Source organism: Rhizobium sp. C1 (assembly GCF_021026335.1).
GTDB lineage: Bacteria > Pseudomonadota > Alphaproteobacteria > Rhizobiales > Rhizobiaceae > Ensifer_A.
In genome coordinates, this window is the sequence record NZ_JAJNCY010000004.1 from 266,115 (window position 1) to 287,490 (window position 21,376).

The following is a 21,376-nucleotide window of genomic DNA, read 5'->3' on the forward strand; positions in this document are numbered from 1 at the left end:
TCTCTCCCCGGCCCGGCCGGGGACAGGATACCTGATGCCAATCAGGTTCCCCCCTCACCGGACGAGGAGAGAAAAGAAAGAGAGCGAAGACATGGGTTTCAAGATTGCAATCGCGGGCGCAACCGGCAACGTAGGCCGGGAAATGCTCAACATTCTGTCCGAACGCGGCTTTCCGGCCGATGAGGTCGTGGCGCTGGCGTCCAGCCGTTCCGTCGGCACGGAAGTCTCCTTTGGCGACAAGACGCTGAGGGTTTCCAATCTTGAGAATTATGATTTCTCCGACACCGATATCTGCCTGATGTCGGCCGGTGGCGATGTCTCCAAGCGCATGTCCCCCAAGATCGGCGCACAGGGATGCGTCGTCATCGACAACTCCTCGGCCTGGCGCTACGATTCCGAAGTTCCGCTGATCGTGCCGGAAGTGAACCCCGACGCCGTCGAGGGCTTCACCAAGAAGAACATCATTGCCAACCCGAACTGCTCGACCGCCCAGCTCGTCGTGGCTCTGAAGCCGTTGCATGACTATGCCAAGATCAAGCGCGTCGTCGTCTCGACCTACCAATCGGTCTCCGGCGCCGGCAAGGACGGCATGGACGAGCTCTTCAACCAGACCCGCGCCGTCTTCGTCGCCGATCCGATCGAGAACAAGAAGTTCACCAAGCGCATCGCCTTCAACGTCATCCCCCACATCGACGTCTTCATGGAAGACGGCTACACGAAGGAAGAGTGGAAGGTTCTCGCCGAAACCAAGAAGATGCTCGACCCGAAGATCAAGGTGACGTGCACGGCCGTGCGCGTCCCGGTCTTCATCGGCCATTCGGAATCGGTCAACATCGAGTTCGAAAACGAGATCACCGCCGATCAGGCCCGCGAAATCCTGCGCGAAGCGCCGGGCTGCCTCGTCATCGACAAGCATGAAAACGGCGGCTACATCACGCCGCTCGAATGCGCCGGCGAAGACGCGACCTATATCTCGCGCATCCGCGAAGACGCCACGGTTGAAAACGGCCTCAACCTGTGGGTCGTCTCCGACAACCTGCGCAAGGGTGCGGCCCTCAACGCCGTTCAGATTGCCGAGCTTCTTGTCAATCGCGGCCTGATCAAGGCCAAGAAGAAGGCTGCCTGATCGGCGCTCTTACTCTCCGCCCGGCCGCAACTGACGGCCGGGCGGAGCACGGTCACCGAAATTTGATGACCGCCACCGACGGGTCAGGTTGCGAAAAGCCACCACTTTCGCTCAATGAAGGTGAAGCATTCTCCATGCGGACCTTGAGTCGGGTTAAACGACAGGCATTGCGAATATCAAGGCGCGTCTGCGCCAATCTTCCAAACGGGGGCGTTGTATGAAATTGACGAAATGGTTGGGCTTGTCTGCGGCGCTTGCTGTAGCGGCCACCTTTGCCAATCCGGCCTATGCGGCCAAGTGCGGCAATAACGGTGCCGGCTTCGAAGCCTGGGTGCAGGAGTTCAAGGCGGAAGCGGCGAAGAACGGTATCAAGCAATCGGTTCTCGACAACGTCTTCGACAATGTCCACTACAACGTTCCCACGATCCGCGCCGACCGCGGCCAGCACAGCTTCAAGCTGTCGCTCGATGCCTTCATGAAAAAGCGTGGAGCTGCCACTATCGTCTCGCGCGGTCGCAGCATGCTGAAATCCAATGCCGCCCTCTTCAACAGCATACAGCAGCGTTTCGGCGTTTCGCCCGGTCCGCTGATTGCCATCTGGGGTATGGAGACTGGCTTCGGCAGCTACATGGGCGACCAGAACACGCTTTCGGCCGTCTCGACGCTGGCCTATGACTGCCGCCGCCAGGACTATTTCACCGATCAGCTCTACGCGGCACTGAAGCTCGTGCAGGCCGGTACGCTCTCGGTCAATTCCACGGGCGCTGCGCATGGTGAAGTGGGCCAGACCCAGTTCCTGCCGAAAAACGTCCTGCTTTACGGCGTCGACGGCGATGGCGACGGCCGTATCAACCTCGCCACATCCAAGGCCGACGCGCTTGCCTCGACCGCGAACTTCCTCAAGGGCCATGGCTGGCGCCCCGGCGCAGGCTATCAGCCGGGCGAACCGAACTTTGCGGCCATCCAGGGCTGGAACGCCGCAACCGTCTACCAGCAGGCGATTGCCATCATGGGCAAGCAGATCGAAGGCAAGTAAAGGGGCGTCTCTGTTCTCCGCATGAAGCCCCAATGTAAAAAGCCCGGCGAAGATGCTTCGCCGGGCTTTTTCAATGCAGGCTATATATCGCTGGCGATCAAAGCTCGGGACGAACGAAATCGCCGCTCACGGGATCCATGATCCAGAGTTCGCCGGTCGAGATATCGAACCAGGCGCCGTGAAGACGCATCTTGCCGGCATCCTCGAGGATCTTCACACACGGGAAGGATCGCAGATTTTGCAGCGAGTTGCGAATCGAAACGCGCTCCAGCGCACGCTGACGCTCCGCGGCCGTCAGGATGCCAGCCTTGCGGATCTGTTCTGCCGGCCCGTCAAGGAGCCCCATCCATTTGCCAATGAAATCGCCGGGCGAGAGCGGCTCGGCAGAGGGCGACAGCGCCGCACCGATACCGCCGCAGCGACCGTGACCCATAACGATGATATCGCGAACCTTCAGCGACTGGACGGCAAATTCCAGCGCCGCCGAGGTGGAGTGATAATTCCCGTCCGGCTCATAGGGCGGAACGAGATTGGCGACGTTGCGCACCACAAAGAGTTCACCCGGGCCGCAGTCGAAAATGGTCTCGGGCGCCGAACGCGAGTCGCAGCAGGCGACGATCATCGCCTTGGGCTTCTGCCCCTCCTTGGCCAGACGCTGATATCGCTCGCTCTCATCGGCATAGCGGCCGCTCATGAAATTGCGATAGCCGTTGAGAAGTTCGTCAGGAAACTGAGCCATGATACCCCACTTGTGCTGGACAAAAACTGAAGAGTATTAGCACCCGCAGCAAACGCCGATCAACCCGCCTGCTCTTTATCAAGAGGCACGGGTAAGACCGCACGTTTGCGAGCCGATACGGAGCTGACAAGGCTGCGGATTGCGACACTGGCCATCGGCGTTTTCAGGGCCGCGGCTTCGGTCTGCAGCAGAAGTTCATCAGACCCGGCCCGGATGGAGCGCGCGGCGATTTCAAAGACGCTGGAGGACGAGAGCCGAAGCGCCTCTTCCGCCGGAAGGCCGCCCAGCACATGCGATAGAAAAAGTGCGGAAAACAGATCGCCAAGACCGTTAGGCGCGCGCTCCAGCGCCTGATGCTCGGCCAGAACCTGCCGGCCGGCCTCGATCAGGAGATTGGCGATCGCGCCCCGCATCATCGCATGCGCCGAGGTGACAACCACCCTGGTAACGCCGGTTCTGGCCGCTGCGGCGGCAATAGCCACATTGTCATCCACCGGCGCGCCGGCAAGCCAGCCGAGCTCGAACCGGTTGGGGGTCGCCAGATCGGCAAGCGGCAAAAGCGCGTCCCGAATGGCAACGGCAACGGCCTCGGCCACATATAGCCCGCCCGCATCGCCAATGACGGGATCGCAGAGATAGAGGAAATCGGGGTCGCTTTGCTTGAAGCTGGCGATGAGATCCGCCGCCGCATGCACTTGCCCGGCATCGGCGAAATAGCCGGTCATGGCGGCGCGAACCTCGCCGCGCCATTTTGCCCCCTTAAGATCTGACAAAGCACCTGCAAAAGCCTCCGTCTCGACAGCAATCCGTGTCGAGCGGCCGTGGCCGGGATGCCACGGCAGGATGACGGTCGGCACCGACCAGACGGAATGCCCCCGCGTTTCCAGTGCAAAGACGGCGGCGCGGTTGCCGACGGCCCCGCGCATGACATGGCTCGAAATCGACAGGATGCTCTTCTGCTGGTCCAAACGCATAACTCCGCTTCGAGCTTTCGTGATCGCCCGCCTGCCGTCGCATGTCAACGTTTCCGCTTTATTGCACTTTGCGCAAAAAACGGCGCCACCGATGCGAAAATGCTGAATACGGCTTCGAATTCGTCAAAAATGTCATGAAATTCGCGTAAAAATCGCTGGAAAATTACAAAATGGCCCTATTTTCACATTCGGCTCAAAAAAATCAATATTTCTGATATTGTTCCGCGCAAATCACCGGGAGGACGTTTCATGGCAGGCCGCAGCAACCCAAAACGCGACAAGGTTCTGGAGGCGGCCCGGCAAGCTGCCAAGTCGTCCGGCAAGCCGACAATCGATCCCATTCTCCTCTATGGTCGCGCCAGCGCGGACGATATCGAGGCTTACAATGCCGAAATGCTCGCGGCGGGCAGCGCCCATGCGGCGGCCGAAATCGCCGCTTGGTACGGCAAAGATGCGCGGGTCACGGTTGCCCAGATCGACGCTATAACGCCGGATGGCACTGCCTGCTCGGTGCTATCGGTCACCGACCGCAACATGCCTTTCCTTTTCGATTCCGTCATGGGCGAGCTGACCAGCACCCACCGCGACATTTACATGGTCGTTCATCCGATCCTGATCCTCGAGGAAGAAAAGAAGCCGCGACTGCATGTGAGCGACGATGGCAGCGCGCCTGAGAGCCGCGTCAGCCACATACAGATCCATTTCGCGCGCGTGACGCCTGAAACGGCCAAGGATCTGATCAAGCGGATCGAAACCGTTCTGGAGCAGGTTCACCTGTCCGTCCGCGACTGGGGCAAGATGGTCGCGACCCTCAATCAGACGGTAGAAGGCATTCGCGCGCAGGACGCGCGCCGCCGCGAAAAGGAAGAATCGCTCGCCTTCCTCGACTGGCTGCGCGCCGATAACTTCACCTTCCTCGGCATGCGCGAATATACCTATTCCGGCAAGGGTGCGGATGCGACCGTCGAGCGCGGCAAGGGTGCGGGGCTCGGCATTCTCTCCGACCCGGAGGTGCGCGTTCTGCGTCTTGGCAAGGACGCCGTGACGACGACCCCGGAAATCATCGAATTTCTCGAAGGCCCGGACTATCTCATCGTCACCAAGGCGAATGTAAAATCGGTCATCCACCGCCGCGCCTATATGGATTACGTCGGCATCAAGCGCTTCGACAAGCATGGCAACGTCATCGGCGAGCTGCGCATCGTCGGGCTCTTTACCTCCACCGCCTATACGCAGGGCGCCTCGCAGATCCCGCTTCTGCGCTCCAAGGTCGAGAAGGTCGTGCGCCATTTCGGCTATGCGCCGGACAGCCATTCCGGCAAGACGCTGATGAATGTGCTGGAATCCTATCCGCGCGACGATCTCTTCCAGATCGACAGTACCCTGCTCGCGAGCTTCTGCGAGCAGATCATGGATCTCTCCGACCGGCCGCGGGTGCGGGTGCTCGCGCGTATCGACCATTTCGACCGCTTCGTCTCGCTCCTCGTCTACGTCCCGCGCGAGCAATATGATTCCGACGTGCGCGAGAAAATCGGCAACTATCTCAAGACCGTCTATGACGGCCGCGTTTCGGCCTATTATCCCGCCTTCCCGGAAGGTGGCGTTGCCCGCGTCCATTTCATCATCGGTCGCTCCGGCGGCAAGACGCCGCGCATCTCGCAGGCAGAACTCGAGCGGGAAGTCCGCAACATCGCGACCTCCTGGGAGGAGCGCTTCAGCGCGCTTGCCGGTAGCCACGATTGCGCCCTTGCGACCGGTCCGGATTTCCAGGCTGCCTTCGACCCGAAGGAGGCCTTTGCCGATCTTGCGAAGATCAAGCAGGCCGTCACCCACGACGTGTCGGTGGAGTTCTACCGCGCCGGAGGCGAAGCCTCGGAGGTCAGCCTCAAGATCTTCCATGCCGGCGAGCCGCTTTCGCTGTCCCGTCGCGTGCCGCTTCTGGAAAATCTCGGGTTTCAGGTGATTGCCGAAAGCACCTACGAATTCATGCTGCGCAATGGCGCGGAAACCTCGCCGGTTGTCCTGCATGACATGGAACTGGCGCATGCCAATGGCCGCGCGATTGATCTCAAGGCTGAACGCAAGCCGCTGGAAGACGCGCTTCTCGCCGCCTTCAGCGGCGCCATCGATAATGACAGCTTCAACCGGCTCGTCCTGACGAGTGGCCTGACGGCGCGCGAAGTCACGGTGATGCGCGCCTATGCGCGTTATCTCCGCCAGACACGGATTGCCTATTCGCAGGGCTATATCGCCGATACGCTCGTCCGTTATCCGGAAATTGCCGCAAAGCTCTTCGCGCTCTTCGTGACGCGGCTCGACCCGGCAGGCTCCAACAAGCAGCGTGGCAAGCGCGAGGACGAGATCGTCGCCGATATCGAGGAACGGCTTTCCTCCGTTCCCAGCCTCGACGACGACCGGATTCTGCGTCGCTACATGAACGTGATCCGCGCAACACTGCGCACCAATTATTTCCAGAAGGGGCCGTTCGGCCTGCCGCGCGCCACGCTCGCCTTCAAGCTCAACCCGCACGAGATTGAAGGCCTGCCCGAACCCAAACCCTTCCGCGAGATCTTCGTCTATGGCGCGGAGGTCGAGGGCATTCATCTCCGCTTCGGCAAGGTCGCCCGCGGCGGCATCCGCTGGTCCGACCGCGCCGAAGACTACCGCACCGAAGTTCTGGGCCTCGTGAAGGCACAGCAGGTCAAGAATGCCGTCATCGTGCCGGTGGGCGCCAAGGGCGGCTTCTATCCGAAACGACTGCCGGCAGGCGGCAGCCGCGATGCCATCTTCGCCGCCGGCACGGAAGCCTACAAGACCTATATCCGCACGCTGCTTTCCGTCACCGACAACCTGCAAGGCGCCGATATCGTGCCGCCGGAAAAGACCGTCCGCCATGACGGCGACGATCCGTATTTCGTCGTCGCCGCAGACAAGGGCACGGCGACCTTCTCCGACACCGCCAACGGTCTTGCGCAGGAGGCCGGCTTCTGGCTCGACGACGCTTTCGCGTCGGGCGGCTCGGCCGGTTACGACCACAAGAAGATGGGCATCACCGCGCGCGGCGCCTGGGAAACCGTCAAGCGGCACTTCCGCGAGATGGATATCGACATCCAGTCGACCCCTTTCACCGTCGCCGGCGTCGGCGACATGTCGGGCGACGTCTTCGGCAACGGCATGCTGCTCTCGCGCAAGATCCGTCTCGTCGCCGTGTTCGACCATCGCGACATCTTCATCGATCCCGATCCGGACATGGCAGCCTCATTTGCCGAACGCCAGCGGCTCTTCAACCTGCCCCGTTCGAGCTGGCAGGACTATGACCGCTCGAAGATTTCCAAGGGCGGCATGATCGTCTCACGCAACGAGAAATCGGTCAGCCTGACGGCGGAAGCGGCCAGGGTCATCGGCCTGCCCAAAGGACCCGCGACCCCGTACGAGATCATGACCGCGATCCTCAAGGCCGAAGTCGATCTTCTGTGGTTCGGCGGCATCGGCACCTATATCCGGGCCGCATCGGAAACGGATGCCGATGTCGGCGACCGCGCCAACGATCCGATCCGCGTCGCCGCCGCAGAAGTGCGCGCCAAGGTGATCGGCGAAGGCGCCAATCTCGGCGTCACGCAGAAGGGCCGTATCGCCTTCGGGCTCAAGGGCGGACGCTGCAACTCGGACGCAATCGACAATTCGGCCGGCGTCAACACCTCCGACGTCGAAGTCAATATCAAGATCGCGCTCGCCAGCGCCATGCACGACGAGCGCCTGACGCGACCCAAGCGCGACAAGCTGCTCGCTTCGATGACGGATGAAGTCGCCGAACTGGTCCTGCGCAACAACTATCTGCAATCGCTGGCCATTTCACTGACTGGCCGGCGTGGCCTTGGCAATGGCCGCGAACTCGGTCGCTTCATGAACCGGTTGGAAGCCGACGGCAGGCTTGACCGCAAGGTGGAAAACCTCCCCGACGAACAGACGATGACGGAACGCTATGCCTCCGGCCATCCGCTGACACGCGCGGAAATCGGCGTGTTGCTCTCCTATGCCAAGATCGTGCTCTTCGACGCTCTGGTGGCGAGCAACCTGCCCGACGACCCGTGGCTGGGCAGTCTGCTGTCGGATTATTTCCCGGCCGGCATGCGCAAGACCTATGCCGATGACATTGCCAAGCACCGCCTTCGCCGCGAGATCATCGCCACGGTACTCGCCAACCATGTGATCAACCGCGGCGGCCCCGCCTTCATCACGACGCTCACGGATGCGACGGGGGCAAGCCCGGCGGAGATCGTCAAGGCGGCCATCATCGTGCGCGACGGTTTCGGCTTGCCGGCGATCTGGCGCGAGATCGACGCACTCGACACGATCATTCCCGGCAATCGCCAGAACGAACTCTATGCGCTGACGGAAGAAGTCTACCGCGCGGCAACGCGCCTCGTACTGAAGGCCGGCATGATCTCCGGTTCGCTGGAGGAGGCTGCAAGCCGCTTGCAGAAGACGATGAAGGCGCTGAAGGGAAAGGCCCTGGCGCTTCTTTCGCCCGCCGCCCGCCGCGATGCGGAAGACAGCAAGGCGCGGCTGATGGAGATCGGCGTTCCGGAACAGCTGGCCGGCGACCTGACCGGCCTGAGAGCCCTCGTTCTCGTGCCGGAGATCGCTCTGGTGGCCGAAGCCTCTGGCGACAGCCTCGACAGGGCCGCCGACACCTTTACCGGTGTCACCGAGACGCTTCGCATCGGTCGTCTTCTCTCACCGGCAAACCCGGTCACTACGGCCGATATGTATGAGGAACAGGCACTTGCCCGCAGCCTCGACGACATTTCGGCAGCACGCCGGGCCATTACCGTGCAGGTTCTGACCGATGGCAAGAGTGGCAAGGCACCGCTCAATCAATGGCTCATGACGCATGAGGCGACGCTTGCCCGCATCACCGGGCAGCTTTCGGCCATCACCGAAAGCGGCGACCTGACGCTGGCCCGTTATGTGCTTGCGGCAAGCCTCCTCAACGACCTTGCGGTCGGCAAGGCGGCATGACACAGTCCCCGCAAACTCCAGAGGGGAATGCGGGGAAAAGATGGTCAGCGAGGCGGTGAAAGTCATTGAGGATGCGCCGAAAACAACCCGCCGGGGCATTCTCGGCTGGATGTTTTTCGACTGGGCGGCCCAGCCCTATTTCACAGTGGTCACCACCTTCATCTTCGGCCCCTATTTCGTCTCGCGGCTGACCGACGATCCGATTTCGGCCCAGACGCACTGGAGCAATGCGGCCACGATCGCGAGCTTCATCATCGCAATCTTCTCGCCCATTCTCGGCTCGATTGCCGATTCCACAGGCGCCAAGAAGAAATGGATCGGCTTTTTCGCTGTGATCCAGATCATCTCGCTGACCATGCTCTGGTTTGCAGCACCCGGCTCGCCGATCGTTTACCCCATGATCTTCTGGATTCTCGCCACGCTGGCCGCCGAATTCTCGATCGTCTTCAACGATTCCATGATGCCGCGCCTGATCCCGGAGAAGGATGTCGGAAAGATTTCCAACCTCGCCTGGGGCCTCGGCTATCTCGGCGGCATGATCGCGCTTTTTGCCGTCATTCTGTTTCTCGCCGGCGACCCCGCCACCGACAGAACGCTGATAGGCATCAAGCCGCTCTTCGGCCTCGATCCGAAGCTCGGTGAAGACGCCCGCATCACCGGTCCGCTCTCCGCGCTCTGGTATTTCATCTTCATCCTGCCGATGTTCTTCTTCACGCCCGACGTGAAAAGCACCGGTGTCAGCATGGCCAAAGCCGTGAAGGAAGGACTTTCCGATCTAAAGCAATCGCTAGGCGAACTGATGCGCACGCGACGCCATCTCGCCCGCTTCCTCATCGGCCGGATGATCTATCAGGATGGCGTCAACGCACTGATCGTGCTGGGCGGCGCATTCGCCGCCGGCATGTTCCATTGGGCAACGATCGAGATCGGCATCTACGGGATCATCCTCAACGTCGTCGCCATCGCCAGCAATGTCGTCGCCGGCTGGCTGGATGGGAAGCTCGGTTCGAAACGCGTCGTTGTGATGAGCCTCATCAGCCTGCTTCTCGCCACAATGGGCATTATCTCGACCGACAAGGGCTCCACCCTCTTCGGCCTCGTCACGCTATCGGCAGTCGATGCCGGTGGCCTCTTTGGCACCGCCGCCGAAAAGGTTTTCATCCTCTATGGCCTGCTCATCGGCATCGCCTTCGGCCCCGTGCAAGCCTCCTCACGCTCCTTCATGTCGCGCAGTATCAAGCCGGAGGAAGCAGGCCGCTATTTCGGCATCTATGCGCTCTCCGGACGCGCCACGAGCTTCATGGCCACGCTGGCCTTCTCTGTCGTGACAGCGTCTACCGGCTCGGCGCATCTCGGCATGGCGACAATCATCGTCTTCCTCGTGGTCGGGCTTGGCTTCCTGCTGGCGACGCCTTATCCGGCAAAGGACTGACACGAAAAAGGCGACCCGAGGGCCGCCTTTCCAGAGAGAAGATCTAATCATTGCGCTGATAACGCAACGCTTTAGGACTTGGCGCCCCCTCATCCGACCCTTCGGGCCACCTTCTCCCCGACGGGGAGAAGAAGGAATGTGCCGCAGCCTCGCGGACATCCTCGCCCCATCGGGGAGAGGTCCGCCGAGCGTTAAGCGGAGGCGGGGTGAGGGGGAAACCGGATGCAGGGCGAACGGGAAGCCAAGCAGCCGAGCGGCTTATTCCGCCGCTTCCGTCTTCCGCCCGAAGCGCTTCTCGATGTAATCCGCTACAAGTCCCTCGAACTCGGCCGCGATGTTCGGCCCGCGCAGAGTCATCGCCTTCTGGCCGTCGATGAAGACGGGGGCGGCGGGCGTTTCGCCAGTGCCGGGAAGCGAGATGCCGATGTCGGCATGCTTGGACTCGCCCGGTCCGTTGACGATACAGCCCATGACGGCGACGTTGAGCGCTTCGACGCCCGGATATTTCTCGCGCCAGACCGGCATGTTCTTGCGGAGATCCCCTTCGATCTTCTGGGCAAGCTCCTGGAACACGGTGGAGGTGGTGCGGCCGCAGCCGGGGCAAGCGGCCACCACGGGCAGGAACTGGCGGAAGCCCATAACCTGCAGCAGCTCCTGCGCGACAATGACTTCCCGCGTTCGGTCGCCGCCGGGCTCAGGCGTCAGCGAAACACGGACCGTGTCGCCGATCCCCTGCTGCAGCAGATAACCCATGGAGGCAGACGAAGCGACGATACCCTTGGAGCCCATGCCAGCTTCCGTCAGCCCGAGATGCAGCGCATGGTCGGACCGCTCGGCAAGCATCGAATAGACGGCAATGAGGTCCTGCACCTGGCTGACCTTGGCCGAGAGAATGATCTTGTTGCGCGGCAGGCCGATCTCTTCCGCCAATTCGGCAGACAGCAGCGCCGACTGTACGATCGCCTCGCGCGTCACCTCGCGCGCCGTCAGCGGCGAGCCGTTGGCGGCGTTTTCGTCCATGAGGCGCGTCAGCAGTTCCTGATCGAGCGAGCCCCAGTTGACGCCGATGCGGACGGGCTTCTGGTAGGTGATCGCCTTCTCGACGATCTCGGCGAACTGCTTGTCCTTCTTGTCCTTGAAGCCGACATTGCCCGGGTTGATGCGATACTTCGCCAGTGCTTCCGCGCAGGCCGGGTGATCGGCGAGCAGCTTGTGGCCGATATAATGGAAATCGCCGACCAGTGGCACATTGAGGCCGAGACGCTCCAGCCGTTCGCGGATCTTCGGAACGGCGGCGGCACTCTCGTCGCGATCGACCGTGATGCGCACGATTTCCGAGCCGGCGCGATGCAGCGCTGCGACCTGCGCCACAGTGCCGTCGATATCGGCCGTGTCGGTATTGGTCATCGACTGCACGACAACCGGCGCGCCGCCGCCCACGATGACGCCGCCGACTTCAACGGCAACGGAGGCGCGGCGCGGTTTCGGATCGTAGGAATGGCTCATGGTGCGGGCTTTCAACGGAATTGGATGCTGTTCAGGTGGATCAAACATGGGCCGATGTCAACATCGTGACAGATGGGGCTATCCCTATGCCGCCACAAGCGGGCCGATCATCAGCCGCACGAAGGTCTCGAGCCGACGCGCCAGTTCTTCAGCCGACGTCATGCGCAGCTTGAACCCCTCCGCGCCATCCGTGATCATGGCAGCAATTTCGGAAGCGCTCACCCCCGCACCTTCGAGCGTAACCCGCCCGGCCGACGCCTCCTGTTCGAGAATGTCGGCAATCGTCACCTCGATCAGCTTCATCCAGTCGCGAAAGAGATCGGCCCCAATCTCGGATTTCAACGCGAAAAGTTCCTCGGCATGGGCAGAGGCCCCGATGGTCTCATGCGGTTCGACGATGCCGGCCCGCACCACCTGCATGATCCGCTTTTCCGCCGAACCCGTAGACGAGGCAATCCCCGCAAGCCTGTCGCGAAGCTCGTCCATCATGGACAGGACGCAGGCACGGAAGATGTCGGTCTTGTTCTTGTAGACGAGATAAAGCGCCGGCCGCGACATGCCGGCCGCGCGCGCAATATCGTCCATCGTGGCGCGCTTCACGCCATATTGGAAGAAGGTTTGGAACGCGGCCTCAAGGATCGCCGCAGCCTTGGGATCGCGGTCTCTGGCTTGCATGATTGACATACTGACATTTTTCGTTATTTTGTCAAGAACTGACTGCTTCGGCGCCAGACTACAGGGAGGTCGCGCAAAAATGAAACTGCAAGTGAACGGAACCGTCCATGAGCTCGATATAGAGCCGGAGATGCCGCTGCTCTGGGCGCTGCGCGACGAACTCAACATCAAGGGCCCGAAATTCGGTTGCGGCGCGGGTCTCTGCGGCGCCTGCACGGTGATCATCGACGGTCAGGCAACGCGGTCCTGCCAGACGGCGGTCGGCGATGTGAGATCCAATATCCGCACCATCGACGGTCTCGGCAAGCCGGATGCGCTGCACCGGGTGCAGCAGGCCTGGCTCGACGAACAGGTCGTGCAATGCGGCTATTGTCAGGCCGGGCAGATCATGAATGCGGTCGCGCTTCTCGAAGCCAATCCGACGCCTTCAGACAAGGATATTGATGAGGCCATGAGCGGCAATCTCTGTCGCTGCGGCACCTATCCGCGCATCCGCGCCGCCATCAAGCGTGCCGCGGCCGGCCAGCAGACGGGGGCTTGAAGACCATGGCATCCATCGGAAAAATCGCCCGCCGCACCTTTCTTGTCGGCGCTGCCGCCGTCGCCGGCGGCGTGGCCTTCGGCTATTACAAATACAGGCAGCCGCTCGAAAACCCGCTGAAGAAGGATCTCGCCAATGGCGAGGCGACCCTCAACCCCTATATCAAGATCGCCAGCGACAATCGCATCACCGTGATCGTTCCCCGCGCCGAAATGGGCCAGGGTGCGTTCACGACGCTCGCCGCCCTCGTCGCCGAAGAACTGGACGTCACGCTCGACCAGATCGTGATCGAACACGGCCCAGCCGCCCCCGCCTATTACAATGATGCCGCCCTGCGCGAAGGCGCGCCCTTCCCCGCCTTCGATCATTCCATGGTCGCCGAAACGGTGCGCAATGCCATGGGCGTCGTCGGCAAGTTCCTGGCGCTCCAGATGACTGGCGGCTCCTCCTCGCTGGCCGACGGTTACGAAAAGATGCGGCTGGCCGGTGCCACGGCCCGCGAGACCCTGAAGTCCGCCGCAGCCCAGAAGCTCGGCGTGTCCGTGGGATCGCTGAAGACCGAAGCGGGCAAGGTAATCGACGCGAAATCCGGCAGGAGCCTGACCTATGGCGAACTGGCGCTCGACGCCGCAAAAATCGATCCGCCTTCCGATGTCGCGCTGAAGCCACGGAGTCAGTGGAAGCTCCTCGGCAAGCCGCAACCGCGCAAGGACATGCCGGCCAAGGTCACCGGCCAGCCGATCTTCGGCATCGACGTGCAATTGCCCGACATGCTCTATGCAACGGTGCGCATGAACCCGCAGCCGGGCGGCGCGATGAAGAGTTTTGACGCCTCAGAGGCGCTCAAGATGCGCGGCGTGAAGAAGGTCATTGCCATCGACAGCCTCTACGGCAAGGGCTTTGCGGTCATTGCCGACAACACCTGGCGCGCCTTCAAGGCGGCCGATGCCGTGAAGGTCGTCTGGGCCGACGGTCCCGGCCATCGCGACGATGCGGAGGCGAAGAAGATCCTCGCCAGCACGATTGCCGGCGGCGGCGGCTTCTCGCTTCGCTCGGCCGGCGATCCGGAAAAGGCCTTCGCCGATGCGCCGCGCGAAAAGCTGGTCGAGGCGGAATATTATGCGCCCTTCCTGTCGCATGCGACGATGGAGCCGATGAACGCCACCGCGCGCCTGAAGGACGGCGTGCTGGATGTCTGGTCGCCCAATCAGGCTCCGAGCGTCATCAAGATCATCGGCGCGCGGCTGACCAAGCTCGCGGACGAGAAGATCAATGTCCACACGACCTTCCTCGGCGGTGGCTTCGGCCGGCGCATCGAGCCGGACTTCTCCGACTATGCGATCCGCGTTGCCATGGAAACCGAAGGCCGGCCGGTGAAAGTCACCTGGACCCGCGAGGAGGACATGAGCCACGGGCCTTACCGCCCGGCGGCTCTGGCCAAATATCGCGCGCGCATCGGCAATGACGGCCTGCCGGTCGCCATTCATGGCTCGGTCGCCTCGCCTTCCGTCATGGCCGGCATGGTCGGGCGCATCATGCCGGGCCTGCCCACAGCCGGGCCGGACAACCTGATCCTCGACGGCACCTATAACCAGCCTTACACGATCCCGAACTATCGCATCGACGGCTACAAGGCGCCGCTGACGACGCCGGTCGCCTCTTGGCGTTCGGTCGGCAACTCGTTCAATGCCTTCATGAACGAGAGCTTCATGGACGAGCTGGCCCATGCGGGAAAGATCGATCCGCTCGAATTCCGCCGGAAGCTGATGGTCGACTATCCGACCGCGATTGCCATCCTCGACAAGCTCAAGACGTTGTCCGACTGGGGCAAGCCCATCGACCAGACCCGCGCGCAGGGGATCGCCTTCACCCTGTCCTTTGGGACCTGGGTCGGCGAGGTCGTACAGGTGAAGGACGAGAACGGGTCGATCCGTGTCGAAAAGGTCTGGATCGTCGCCGATCCTGGAATGGTGCTCGACCCGCTGAACTTCAAGGCGCAGATGATGTCGGGGGCGATCTACGGCCTCTCCGCCGCCATCGGCCAGCAGATCAGCTTTGCAGACGGTGCGCCACAACAGTCGAATTTCAGCGACTATGACGCCATGCGCATGAACCAGTGCCCGGATATCGTGATTGAGATCCTCGAAAATTCCGGCCATCTCGGCGGCGCGGGCGAACCGGCGACCCCGCCGGTCATGGCGGCATTGGCGAACGCGATTTTCGCGCTCAACGGGAAACGGATACGGTCGATGCCGCTGAACGGGGAAGTCAGCTTCGTCTGACCTCTCATTTCACGTGCGCAACCGCTCGACAAGTTGTGAGCCAGGCGCTAGGAGGCGGTCATCCCATTGAAATTTGCCGCGCCTCCGGGGCCTCCCGGAGGTTTTGGCATTGAAAGGACCGCCATGAGCGAGAACCCGCCCTGCCCGAAATGCCAGTCCGCCTTTGCCTATGAGGATGGCGGACTGATGATCTGTCCCGAATGCGGCCATGAATGGTCGCCGGGCGCGGAAGCCCAGGCCGAGGAAACGACCTACCGCGACGCCAACGGCGCCCTTCTGGTCGACGGCGACACCGTCACCGTCATCAAGGACCTGAAACTCAAGGGCTCTTCGCAGGTCCTGAAAGTCGGCACCAAGGTCAAGAACATCCGCCTCGTCGAGGGCGATCACAACATCGACTGCAAGATCGATGGCTTTGGCGCGATGAAGCTGAAGTCGGAATTCGTGCGGAAGTCCTGAGCATTTCCAGGAAAAGTGGAAACCGGTTTTCCGTCCGGAAATGAGTCAGAACAAAGGGAAGTCACGCCGCCTTGGCGAGGGGCCGGCTCACGAAACCGTGGTCGGCCAGCGCCTGAGCAATCGCCTCGTCGGCAGGCGTTGTTGCGACGGAGCCGAGAAAGGCTTCGAGCTTCTGGCCCGAGAGCGAATGCGGCGTGAACCAGAGATAGTTCATCTTCACCAGTTCACGCACGATCGGTGAAAACACGCCGACGACATTGAGTAGCGCCCAGGACACCTTTTTGCGCGCCAGCTTGCGCCCCGACGCCTGCTCCGCGGCGCGCGCGAAATCCTCGCCCGTCAGCGTATGTCCCTCGAAACTGAACTGCGAGAACATCGGCAACTCGCCCGCCCGTTCCGCCAGCCGCACGAAGGCGTCGGCGAGATCCGGAAGATAGGCGAAGGCGTGGGGCAGATCGTAGGGACCCGGCCAGGAGAAGGAGCCCTTCGAAATCTTCGTGGCCATCATCAGGTCGAGCCAGGTGCCCGCCTTGTCCGTGCCATAAAAGTCGCCGGCGCGCAGAATGACCGTCTTGACGCCCTCGCTTGTGGCCGCCTTGAACAGCGCCTCCATCTCGATGCGGATGCGCGCCTTTTCTGTCGTCGCGGAAAAGGGCGCGTCGTCGGTCATCTCGAGACCGATCTCCTTGCCGTAGTTGTAGACGTTGCCGATGAAGAGATGCACTGCGCGGTTTTCCTTCGCCGCCGCCGTGACATTGCGCGCCATGGCAAGTACGGTACCCTCCCACTTGTCATAGGGCGGGTTGAGCCCGTTGAAGATCATGTCCACGCCCATCGTGGCGGCAATGACCTGCGCGCGGTCCATGGCATCGGCCGCACGATATTCGACGCGGCCCGATAGACCATCGCAGCGCCCGCTGCGGGTGACGGCCACGACCTCATGGCCATGCGCCAAGAAGGCAACGGCGACGGCATGGGCGAGACGGCCGTTTGCGCCCAGAACTGCGATTTTCATGGGATTGTCCCTTTCACTTTGGGAGCCGCCACTTGGGGGCCGTTCGCTCCGTTTCGATGAGAAAAAGCTATTCTCAAATTTTCTTCGTGAATATGGACGAGATCGAGGGATAATTATACGAATTTGAATATCATGGACTGGAACCTCATCAAGACATTCCTCGCCGTCGCCGAGACGGGCACGCTGCTCGCCGCGGCTGAGGCGTTGCGCCTGAGCCAGCCGACGGTGGGCCGCCATATCGACGAACTGGAGGCGGCGACAGGGCTCACACTCTTCATCCGCGGACGCCGCGGCATGGCGCTGACCGAAGCCGGCCTTTCTCTTCTGGATGATGCACGCAGCATGGCGAAGGAGGCGGATCATTTCCTGCTCCGCGCCTCCGGCCGCGCCAGCGAAGCCTCAGGCCCGGTGCGCATCACCGCCAGCGATATCGTCGCCAACTACCTGCTGCCTCCGATCCTCGTCGCCCTGAAAGACGCCGAGCCGGGCATCGATATCGAGCTTGCCCCATCGAATGCGGTGGCCAACCTGCTTGCCCGCGACGCCGATATCGCCATCCGCATGACGCGCCCCATCCAGAACGATCTGATCGCGGTGAAGGTCAACGATTTGGCCATGGGCACCTATGCGCATGAGCGCTATCTCGCCAAAACCGGTGTGCCGGAAACGGTCCAGGATCTGGCGGGCCACCGTCTCGTCGGTTACGACCGCGATATGCTGATCCTCAACGGCATGAAGGCGCTCGGGATCGAAGGCGACCGCTCGCTTTTCACCTTCCGCACCGACGATCAGGTGGCCTATTGGGAACTGGTGAAAGCCGGGGCCGGTGTCGGCTTCGGCGCCCGCTGGCTCGCACGGCAGACGCCGGAACTGCGGCGCGTCCTGCCTGATCTCAACATCCCGCCGCTCCCGATGTGGCTGGCCTCGCATCAGGAACTGCGCACCTCGCTCAAAATCCGCCGGGTGATGGATTTCCTGCGCGAGGCGATCAGCGCCATGCCGCTCGCCGACTGATCAGTTCTTGGCGGCGTCTGCGTAACGGGCAAGCCCCGACAGCGCCAGAACCGCAAGCAGAAACACCGGCAACGTCAGGAACACGGTCGAAAAGCTCGTATGTTCGGCGGCAAATCCGATTGCCGACGGGGCAAACAGCATGCCGGAATAACCGAGGAAGGTCGTGACCGAGAGCGCCACGCCCTGCGCAAAGCCCGGCAGATTGCCAGCCGCCGAAAAGGCGATCGGCACCATGTTGGAAATGCCGATCCCGCAGATGGCAAAGCCGATGAAGGCGACGACCATGTTCGGCGCGGACCCTGCCGTCACCAGCCCGATGATCGCCATGACGGTGCAGAAACGGAAGGTCTTCACGGCTCCGAAACGGTCGCGCACCAGATCGCCGGCAAAGCGCATGATCGTCATCGTAAAGGCGAAGGCCCCGAAGGCAAAGCCGGAAAAGGCCAGTGACGCCCCGAGCTCGCGGCGGATATAGAGCGCTCCCCAGTCCAGCACCGAGCCTTCCGGCACCATCGAGAACAGCGCCATGATGCCGAGCAGCCACGGCAGCGGGCTCAAGGGAAGCTTTGCCTTCTCCCGCGCCTCGCTCGCATGCGGCACGTCGTGGAACAGATGAGGCCACACCGCTGCCAGGAGCCCGAAGCCGACAACCGTCAGCACGACGGAATGGCCGACGGTTCCAAGCCTTTCGATCAGGAACCCGCCCGTCATCGTGCCGACAAAGGTGCCGAGGCTCCAGAAGGCATGGCAGGAGGACATGATCGAACGGCGCATGGACTTTTCGGTCTCAACCGCATTGGCGTTCATCGAAACGTCCATCGCGCCGGTCAATCCGCCGAACAGAAAGATGGCGATGGCACCCAGCCAGATGCTGGGGGCAAGGCTGAGAAGAAGAATGGTCGGCAGGAAGAGGATCGTCGCCGTCTTAGCCACCTTGGTCGATCCGAAACGGGCAATCTGCGTGCCTGTCACCGGCATCAGCATCAACGATCCCACGCCCATGACGAGGATCATGATACCGAGTGCGCCCGGATCGAGCCCGAGGCGGCTTGCAAATTCGGGTATTTTCGGCGCCCAGGCGCCCATCATGAGGCCGTTGATGAAGAAGAGGGCGGAGACGGCCAGCCGCTCGCGCGTGAAATAACCGGACCGGCCGGCGCGCGCCTCCCCATTGCGGTTCATCCCGATCCTCCCTCGTTTAAACCGATTCGATTGCGAAGATTAACCGTCTCGGACAACGAGAGGAACCCCGTCATTTCACGTGAATCACGGCCCGGTTGCCGGCAATGGCCAGCAGACGCCGCATGTCGCGCGCCGTCACGGCAATGCAGCCTTCTGTGGGCTGGTAGCCCGGACGGGCGAGATGCAGGAAGATCGCCGAACCTGCCCCGCGCCGGCGCGATGAGACATTCCAGTCCATGACGATAACGATGTCGTAGAGCGCGTCCGCGCGGCACATCGTTTCGTGGCTCTCCTTGAGCGGCAGACGTGAGAGCCGGTTATAAGCCGGGCTTTTCGGATCGTCGCACCAGACCATCACCTTGCGCGACGGGAACATCGGCAGCCGCGTGACGGGCCGCGCGACCCGATCACTGCGCCAGAAGCCGTAAAGCAGACGAAGAGGTGCGCGCGGCGTGTGCCCGTCCCCCTCGCGCTTCAGCATGCCGATCCCCGAGCGGCCAAGCGCGCAATTCAGCGTCAGCGGGCCAACCTTGAGATAGCCCTGGCGATGATCGCGCGCCGACGGCCGGACTTCGAATGATTGCATCGCGCTCTTCACGACCTCTTGCCTTGTCCGTGATCGACAACCTGCCTATTCGGGCGGCATTGGAAATCGATTGGGCAATTGTTTTCATTTCTGCGCCGATGATTTAGAAACCTGTTCATGTTTGATGCAAGGGCTTTTGGCTGATGGGCACCCGGACGATTTTGCTGGTGGACGACGACGACGACCTGCGCGAGATGCTGGTCGACCAACTGGGGCTTTATGAGGAGTTCCACGTCCTGCAGGAAAAAACCGCAACGAAGGGGGTGCAGGCAGCCCGCAACAACCCTGTCGATCTGCTGATCATGGATGTCGGTCTCCCTGACATGGACGGCCGCGAGGCCGTGAAATTGCTGCGCCGCGGCGGTTTCAAGGCCCCGATCATCATGCTGACCGGACACGACACGGATTCCGACACCATTCTCGGACTGGAAGCCGGCGCCAACGACTATGTGACCAAGCCCTTCCGGTTCGCCGTGCTTCTCGCCCGCATGCGCGCGCAGTTACGCCAGCATGAGCAGAGCGAGGACGCGACCTTCACGGTCGGTCCCTACACGTTCAAGCCCAGCCAGAAACTGCTGGTCGACCAGTCGGGCCAGAAAATCCGCCTGACGGAAAAGGAAGCGGCCATCATCCGCTACCTTTATCGCGCCGGCCAGAAGGTCGTAACCCGCGACGTGCTGCTGGAAGAGGTCTGGGGTTATAACTCCGGCGTCACCACGCATACGCTGGAAACCCATGTCTACCGCCTGCGCCAGAAGATCGAGCGCGACCCGTCCAACGCTGAAATCCTGGTCACCGAAAACGGCGGCTACAAGATCATTCCGTAGAGTTTGTCAGGGAAAAGTGGGCGCCGGTTTTCCCGAAAAGACAAACGAGAAACAAAGAAGCCAGAACCCGAGAGGTTCTATAATCCGAGACACTCCATGTCGCTGAAGTCCGATATAGACCTCTTGTCGCGTGTGCCGCTCTTTCGCGGCATGAATGACGAGCAATTGCGCCTTCTCGCCTTCGGTGCCGACAAGCGGCAGCTGACGCGCGGACATACGCTCTTCACGCCCGGAACCCGCGTCTCCACCGCCTTCGTCGTCTCTTCGGGAATGATTGGTCTTGCCGTTCCGACCCGGCAGGGCAATCGCCGCATCGAGGATGCCGGTCCCGGCTCGCTGCTGTGTGAACTGGCGCTGATCAGCGAGCACGAATGCAGCCTGACAGCGGTCGCTGTCGAAGACAGTGAGGTCCTGCATGTCACCCGCTCGCTTTTCTCGCGGTTGATGGAAGAATTTCCGCAGGTTGCAGTCGTTCTGGACCAACGCATCCGCGACAACCTCAATCGGATGATCGGCGAGCTGAGCCGGATCGAGCAGAAATTCTCCTAAGACAAGGGAAGTCCTGCAGCAGGGCAGCGCAGAAGAAAAACCACCCGTCAGGATTCAGCGTGTCACGGTAATTGCAACTCTCTATATTTGCCTAGACTCTACCCAGCGAAGCTTAGCGCTTAACCATTTTTAAACGTTTAAAGTCTCCTTGCCTTTTAGGCGCAAAATTGCCATTTTTCTACATCACGGCAAAACTGCATACCCTTGCGGGTGGCTGCGGAATCGGGGGAGCCTGCATGTCAGGCAAGAATGACCGGAGGGTGATGTGACCGCCTGACCGGCATAAGATGTTGTTTCTATACGTCGTCCTGCTTTTCTTCATCCATCATTCAGATTCGCTCGATTAGGGGTATCCCTCGCGATGCCCTATTTCGGACGGCTGCAGACGGTAAGGGCTTGCGGGCAAATGAG

At 61.6% G+C, this 21,376-nt stretch carries 17 protein-coding genes; 10 read left to right on the forward strand and 7 right to left on the reverse strand.

Annotated elements, in window-relative coordinates; translation table 11 throughout:
* Positions 1–91: 91 nt before the first annotated feature.
* On the forward strand, positions 92–1,126 hold the full coding sequence (locus tag LQK83_RS11490) for an aspartate-semialdehyde dehydrogenase (RefSeq protein WP_230837544.1): 1,035 nt from the start codon (positions 92–94) through the stop codon (positions 1,124–1,126).
* Positions 1,127–1,343: 217 nt separating this feature from the next.
* The gene (locus LQK83_RS11495) at positions 1,344–2,162 is read left to right on the forward strand and encodes a lytic murein transglycosylase (protein ID WP_230837545.1); all 819 of its coding nucleotides are present in this window, start codon (positions 1,344–1,346) and stop codon (positions 2,160–2,162) included.
* Positions 2,163–2,259: 97 nt separating this feature from the next.
* Here the strand turns inward: LQK83_RS11495 and LQK83_RS11500 are convergent, their stop codons facing one another.
* Together LQK83_RS11500 and pdxY are read right to left on the reverse strand one after the other, a co-directional pair.
* A complete protein-coding gene (locus LQK83_RS11500; protein ID WP_230837546.1) occupies positions 2,260–2,901 on the reverse strand; it encodes a carbonic anhydrase in 642 nt (213 codons plus the stop codon).
* A 59-nt stretch (positions 2,902–2,960) separates the two neighbouring features.
* Entirely contained in the window at positions 2,961–3,875 is a 915-nt protein-coding gene (pdxY, locus tag LQK83_RS11505; protein WP_230837547.1) for a pyridoxal kinase, read from the reverse strand.
* Between the two features lie 249 nt (positions 3,876–4,124).
* Here pdxY and LQK83_RS11510 point away from each other — a divergent pair, with 249 nt between their 5' ends.
* Both LQK83_RS11510 and LQK83_RS11515 read left to right on the forward strand, forming a co-directional pair.
* On the forward strand, positions 4,125–8,897 hold the full coding sequence (locus LQK83_RS11510) for an NAD-glutamate dehydrogenase (protein WP_230837548.1): 4,773 nt from the start codon (positions 4,125–4,127) through the stop codon (positions 8,895–8,897).
* A gap of 40 nt (positions 8,898–8,937) precedes the next feature.
* Positions 8,938–10,329 (forward strand): MFS transporter, encoded by a 1,392-nt coding sequence (locus tag LQK83_RS11515; protein WP_230837549.1) that lies wholly within the window; start codon positions 8,938–8,940, stop codon positions 10,327–10,329.
* 258 nt (positions 10,330–10,587) lie between these two features.
* Here LQK83_RS11515 and ispG read toward each other — a convergent pair whose 3' ends face one another.
* Positions 10,588–11,835, reverse strand: a complete 1,248-nt coding sequence (gene ispG, locus LQK83_RS11520) for a flavodoxin-dependent (E)-4-hydroxy-3-methylbut-2-enyl-diphosphate synthase (RefSeq protein ID WP_230837550.1) — start codon at positions 11,833–11,835, stop codon at positions 10,588–10,590.
* An 84-nt stretch (positions 11,836–11,919) separates the two neighbouring features.
* A complete protein-coding gene (locus LQK83_RS11525) occupies positions 11,920–12,510 on the reverse strand; it encodes a TetR/AcrR family transcriptional regulator (RefSeq protein ID WP_230837551.1) in 591 nt (196 codons plus the stop codon).
* Positions 12,511–12,589: 79 nt separating this feature from the next.
* On the opposite strand from LQK83_RS11525, the gene LQK83_RS11530 reads away from it, so the two are divergent.
* The 3 genes from LQK83_RS11530 (at position 12,590) to LQK83_RS11540 (ending at position 15,792) form a co-directional block, all read left to right on the forward strand.
* Positions 12,590–13,051: a (2Fe-2S)-binding protein gene (locus tag LQK83_RS11530; protein WP_230837552.1), complete on the forward strand. Its 462-nt coding sequence runs from the start codon at positions 12,590–12,592 to the stop codon at positions 13,049–13,051.
* A gap of 5 nt (positions 13,052–13,056) precedes the next feature.
* Positions 13,057–15,333, forward strand: coding sequence for a xanthine dehydrogenase family protein molybdopterin-binding subunit (locus LQK83_RS11535; RefSeq protein WP_230837553.1), 2,277 nt, complete (start codon positions 13,057–13,059; stop codon positions 15,331–15,333).
* A 123-nt stretch (positions 15,334–15,456) separates the two neighbouring features.
* Positions 15,457–15,792, forward strand: coding sequence for a zinc ribbon domain-containing protein YjdM (locus tag LQK83_RS11540; protein WP_230837554.1), 336 nt, complete (start codon positions 15,457–15,459; stop codon positions 15,790–15,792).
* Positions 15,793–15,853: 61 nt separating this feature from the next.
* Here LQK83_RS11540 and LQK83_RS11545 read toward each other — a convergent pair whose 3' ends face one another.
* Positions 15,854–16,807, reverse strand: coding sequence for an NAD-dependent epimerase/dehydratase family protein (locus LQK83_RS11545; RefSeq protein ID WP_230837555.1), 954 nt, complete (start codon positions 16,805–16,807; stop codon positions 15,854–15,856).
* A gap of 132 nt (positions 16,808–16,939) precedes the next feature.
* Between LQK83_RS11545 and LQK83_RS11550 the strand changes: the two genes are divergently transcribed.
* Positions 16,940–17,821: a LysR family transcriptional regulator gene (locus LQK83_RS11550; protein ID WP_230837556.1), complete on the forward strand. Its 882-nt coding sequence runs from the start codon at positions 16,940–16,942 to the stop codon at positions 17,819–17,821.
* Here the strand turns inward: LQK83_RS11550 and LQK83_RS11555 are convergent, their stop codons facing one another.
* Positions 17,822–19,003: an MFS transporter gene (locus LQK83_RS11555; RefSeq protein WP_230837557.1), complete on the reverse strand. Its 1,182-nt coding sequence runs from the start codon at positions 19,001–19,003 to the stop codon at positions 17,822–17,824.
* Positions 19,004–19,073: 70 nt separating this feature from the next.
* Positions 19,074–19,589, reverse strand: a complete 516-nt coding sequence (locus LQK83_RS11560) for a L,D-transpeptidase family protein (protein ID WP_230837558.1) — start codon at positions 19,587–19,589, stop codon at positions 19,074–19,076.
* 143 nt (positions 19,590–19,732) lie between these two features.
* Here LQK83_RS11560 and LQK83_RS11565 point away from each other — a divergent pair, with 143 nt between their 5' ends.
* Both LQK83_RS11565 and LQK83_RS11570 read left to right on the forward strand, forming a co-directional pair.
* A complete protein-coding gene (locus LQK83_RS11565) occupies positions 19,733–20,416 on the forward strand; it encodes a response regulator transcription factor (protein ID WP_230837559.1) in 684 nt (227 codons plus the stop codon).
* Positions 20,417–20,512: 96 nt separating this feature from the next.
* Positions 20,513–20,965 (forward strand): cyclic nucleotide-binding domain-containing protein, encoded by a 453-nt coding sequence (locus LQK83_RS11570; protein WP_230837560.1) that lies wholly within the window; start codon positions 20,513–20,515, stop codon positions 20,963–20,965.
* Positions 20,966–21,376: the final 411 nt, after the last annotated feature.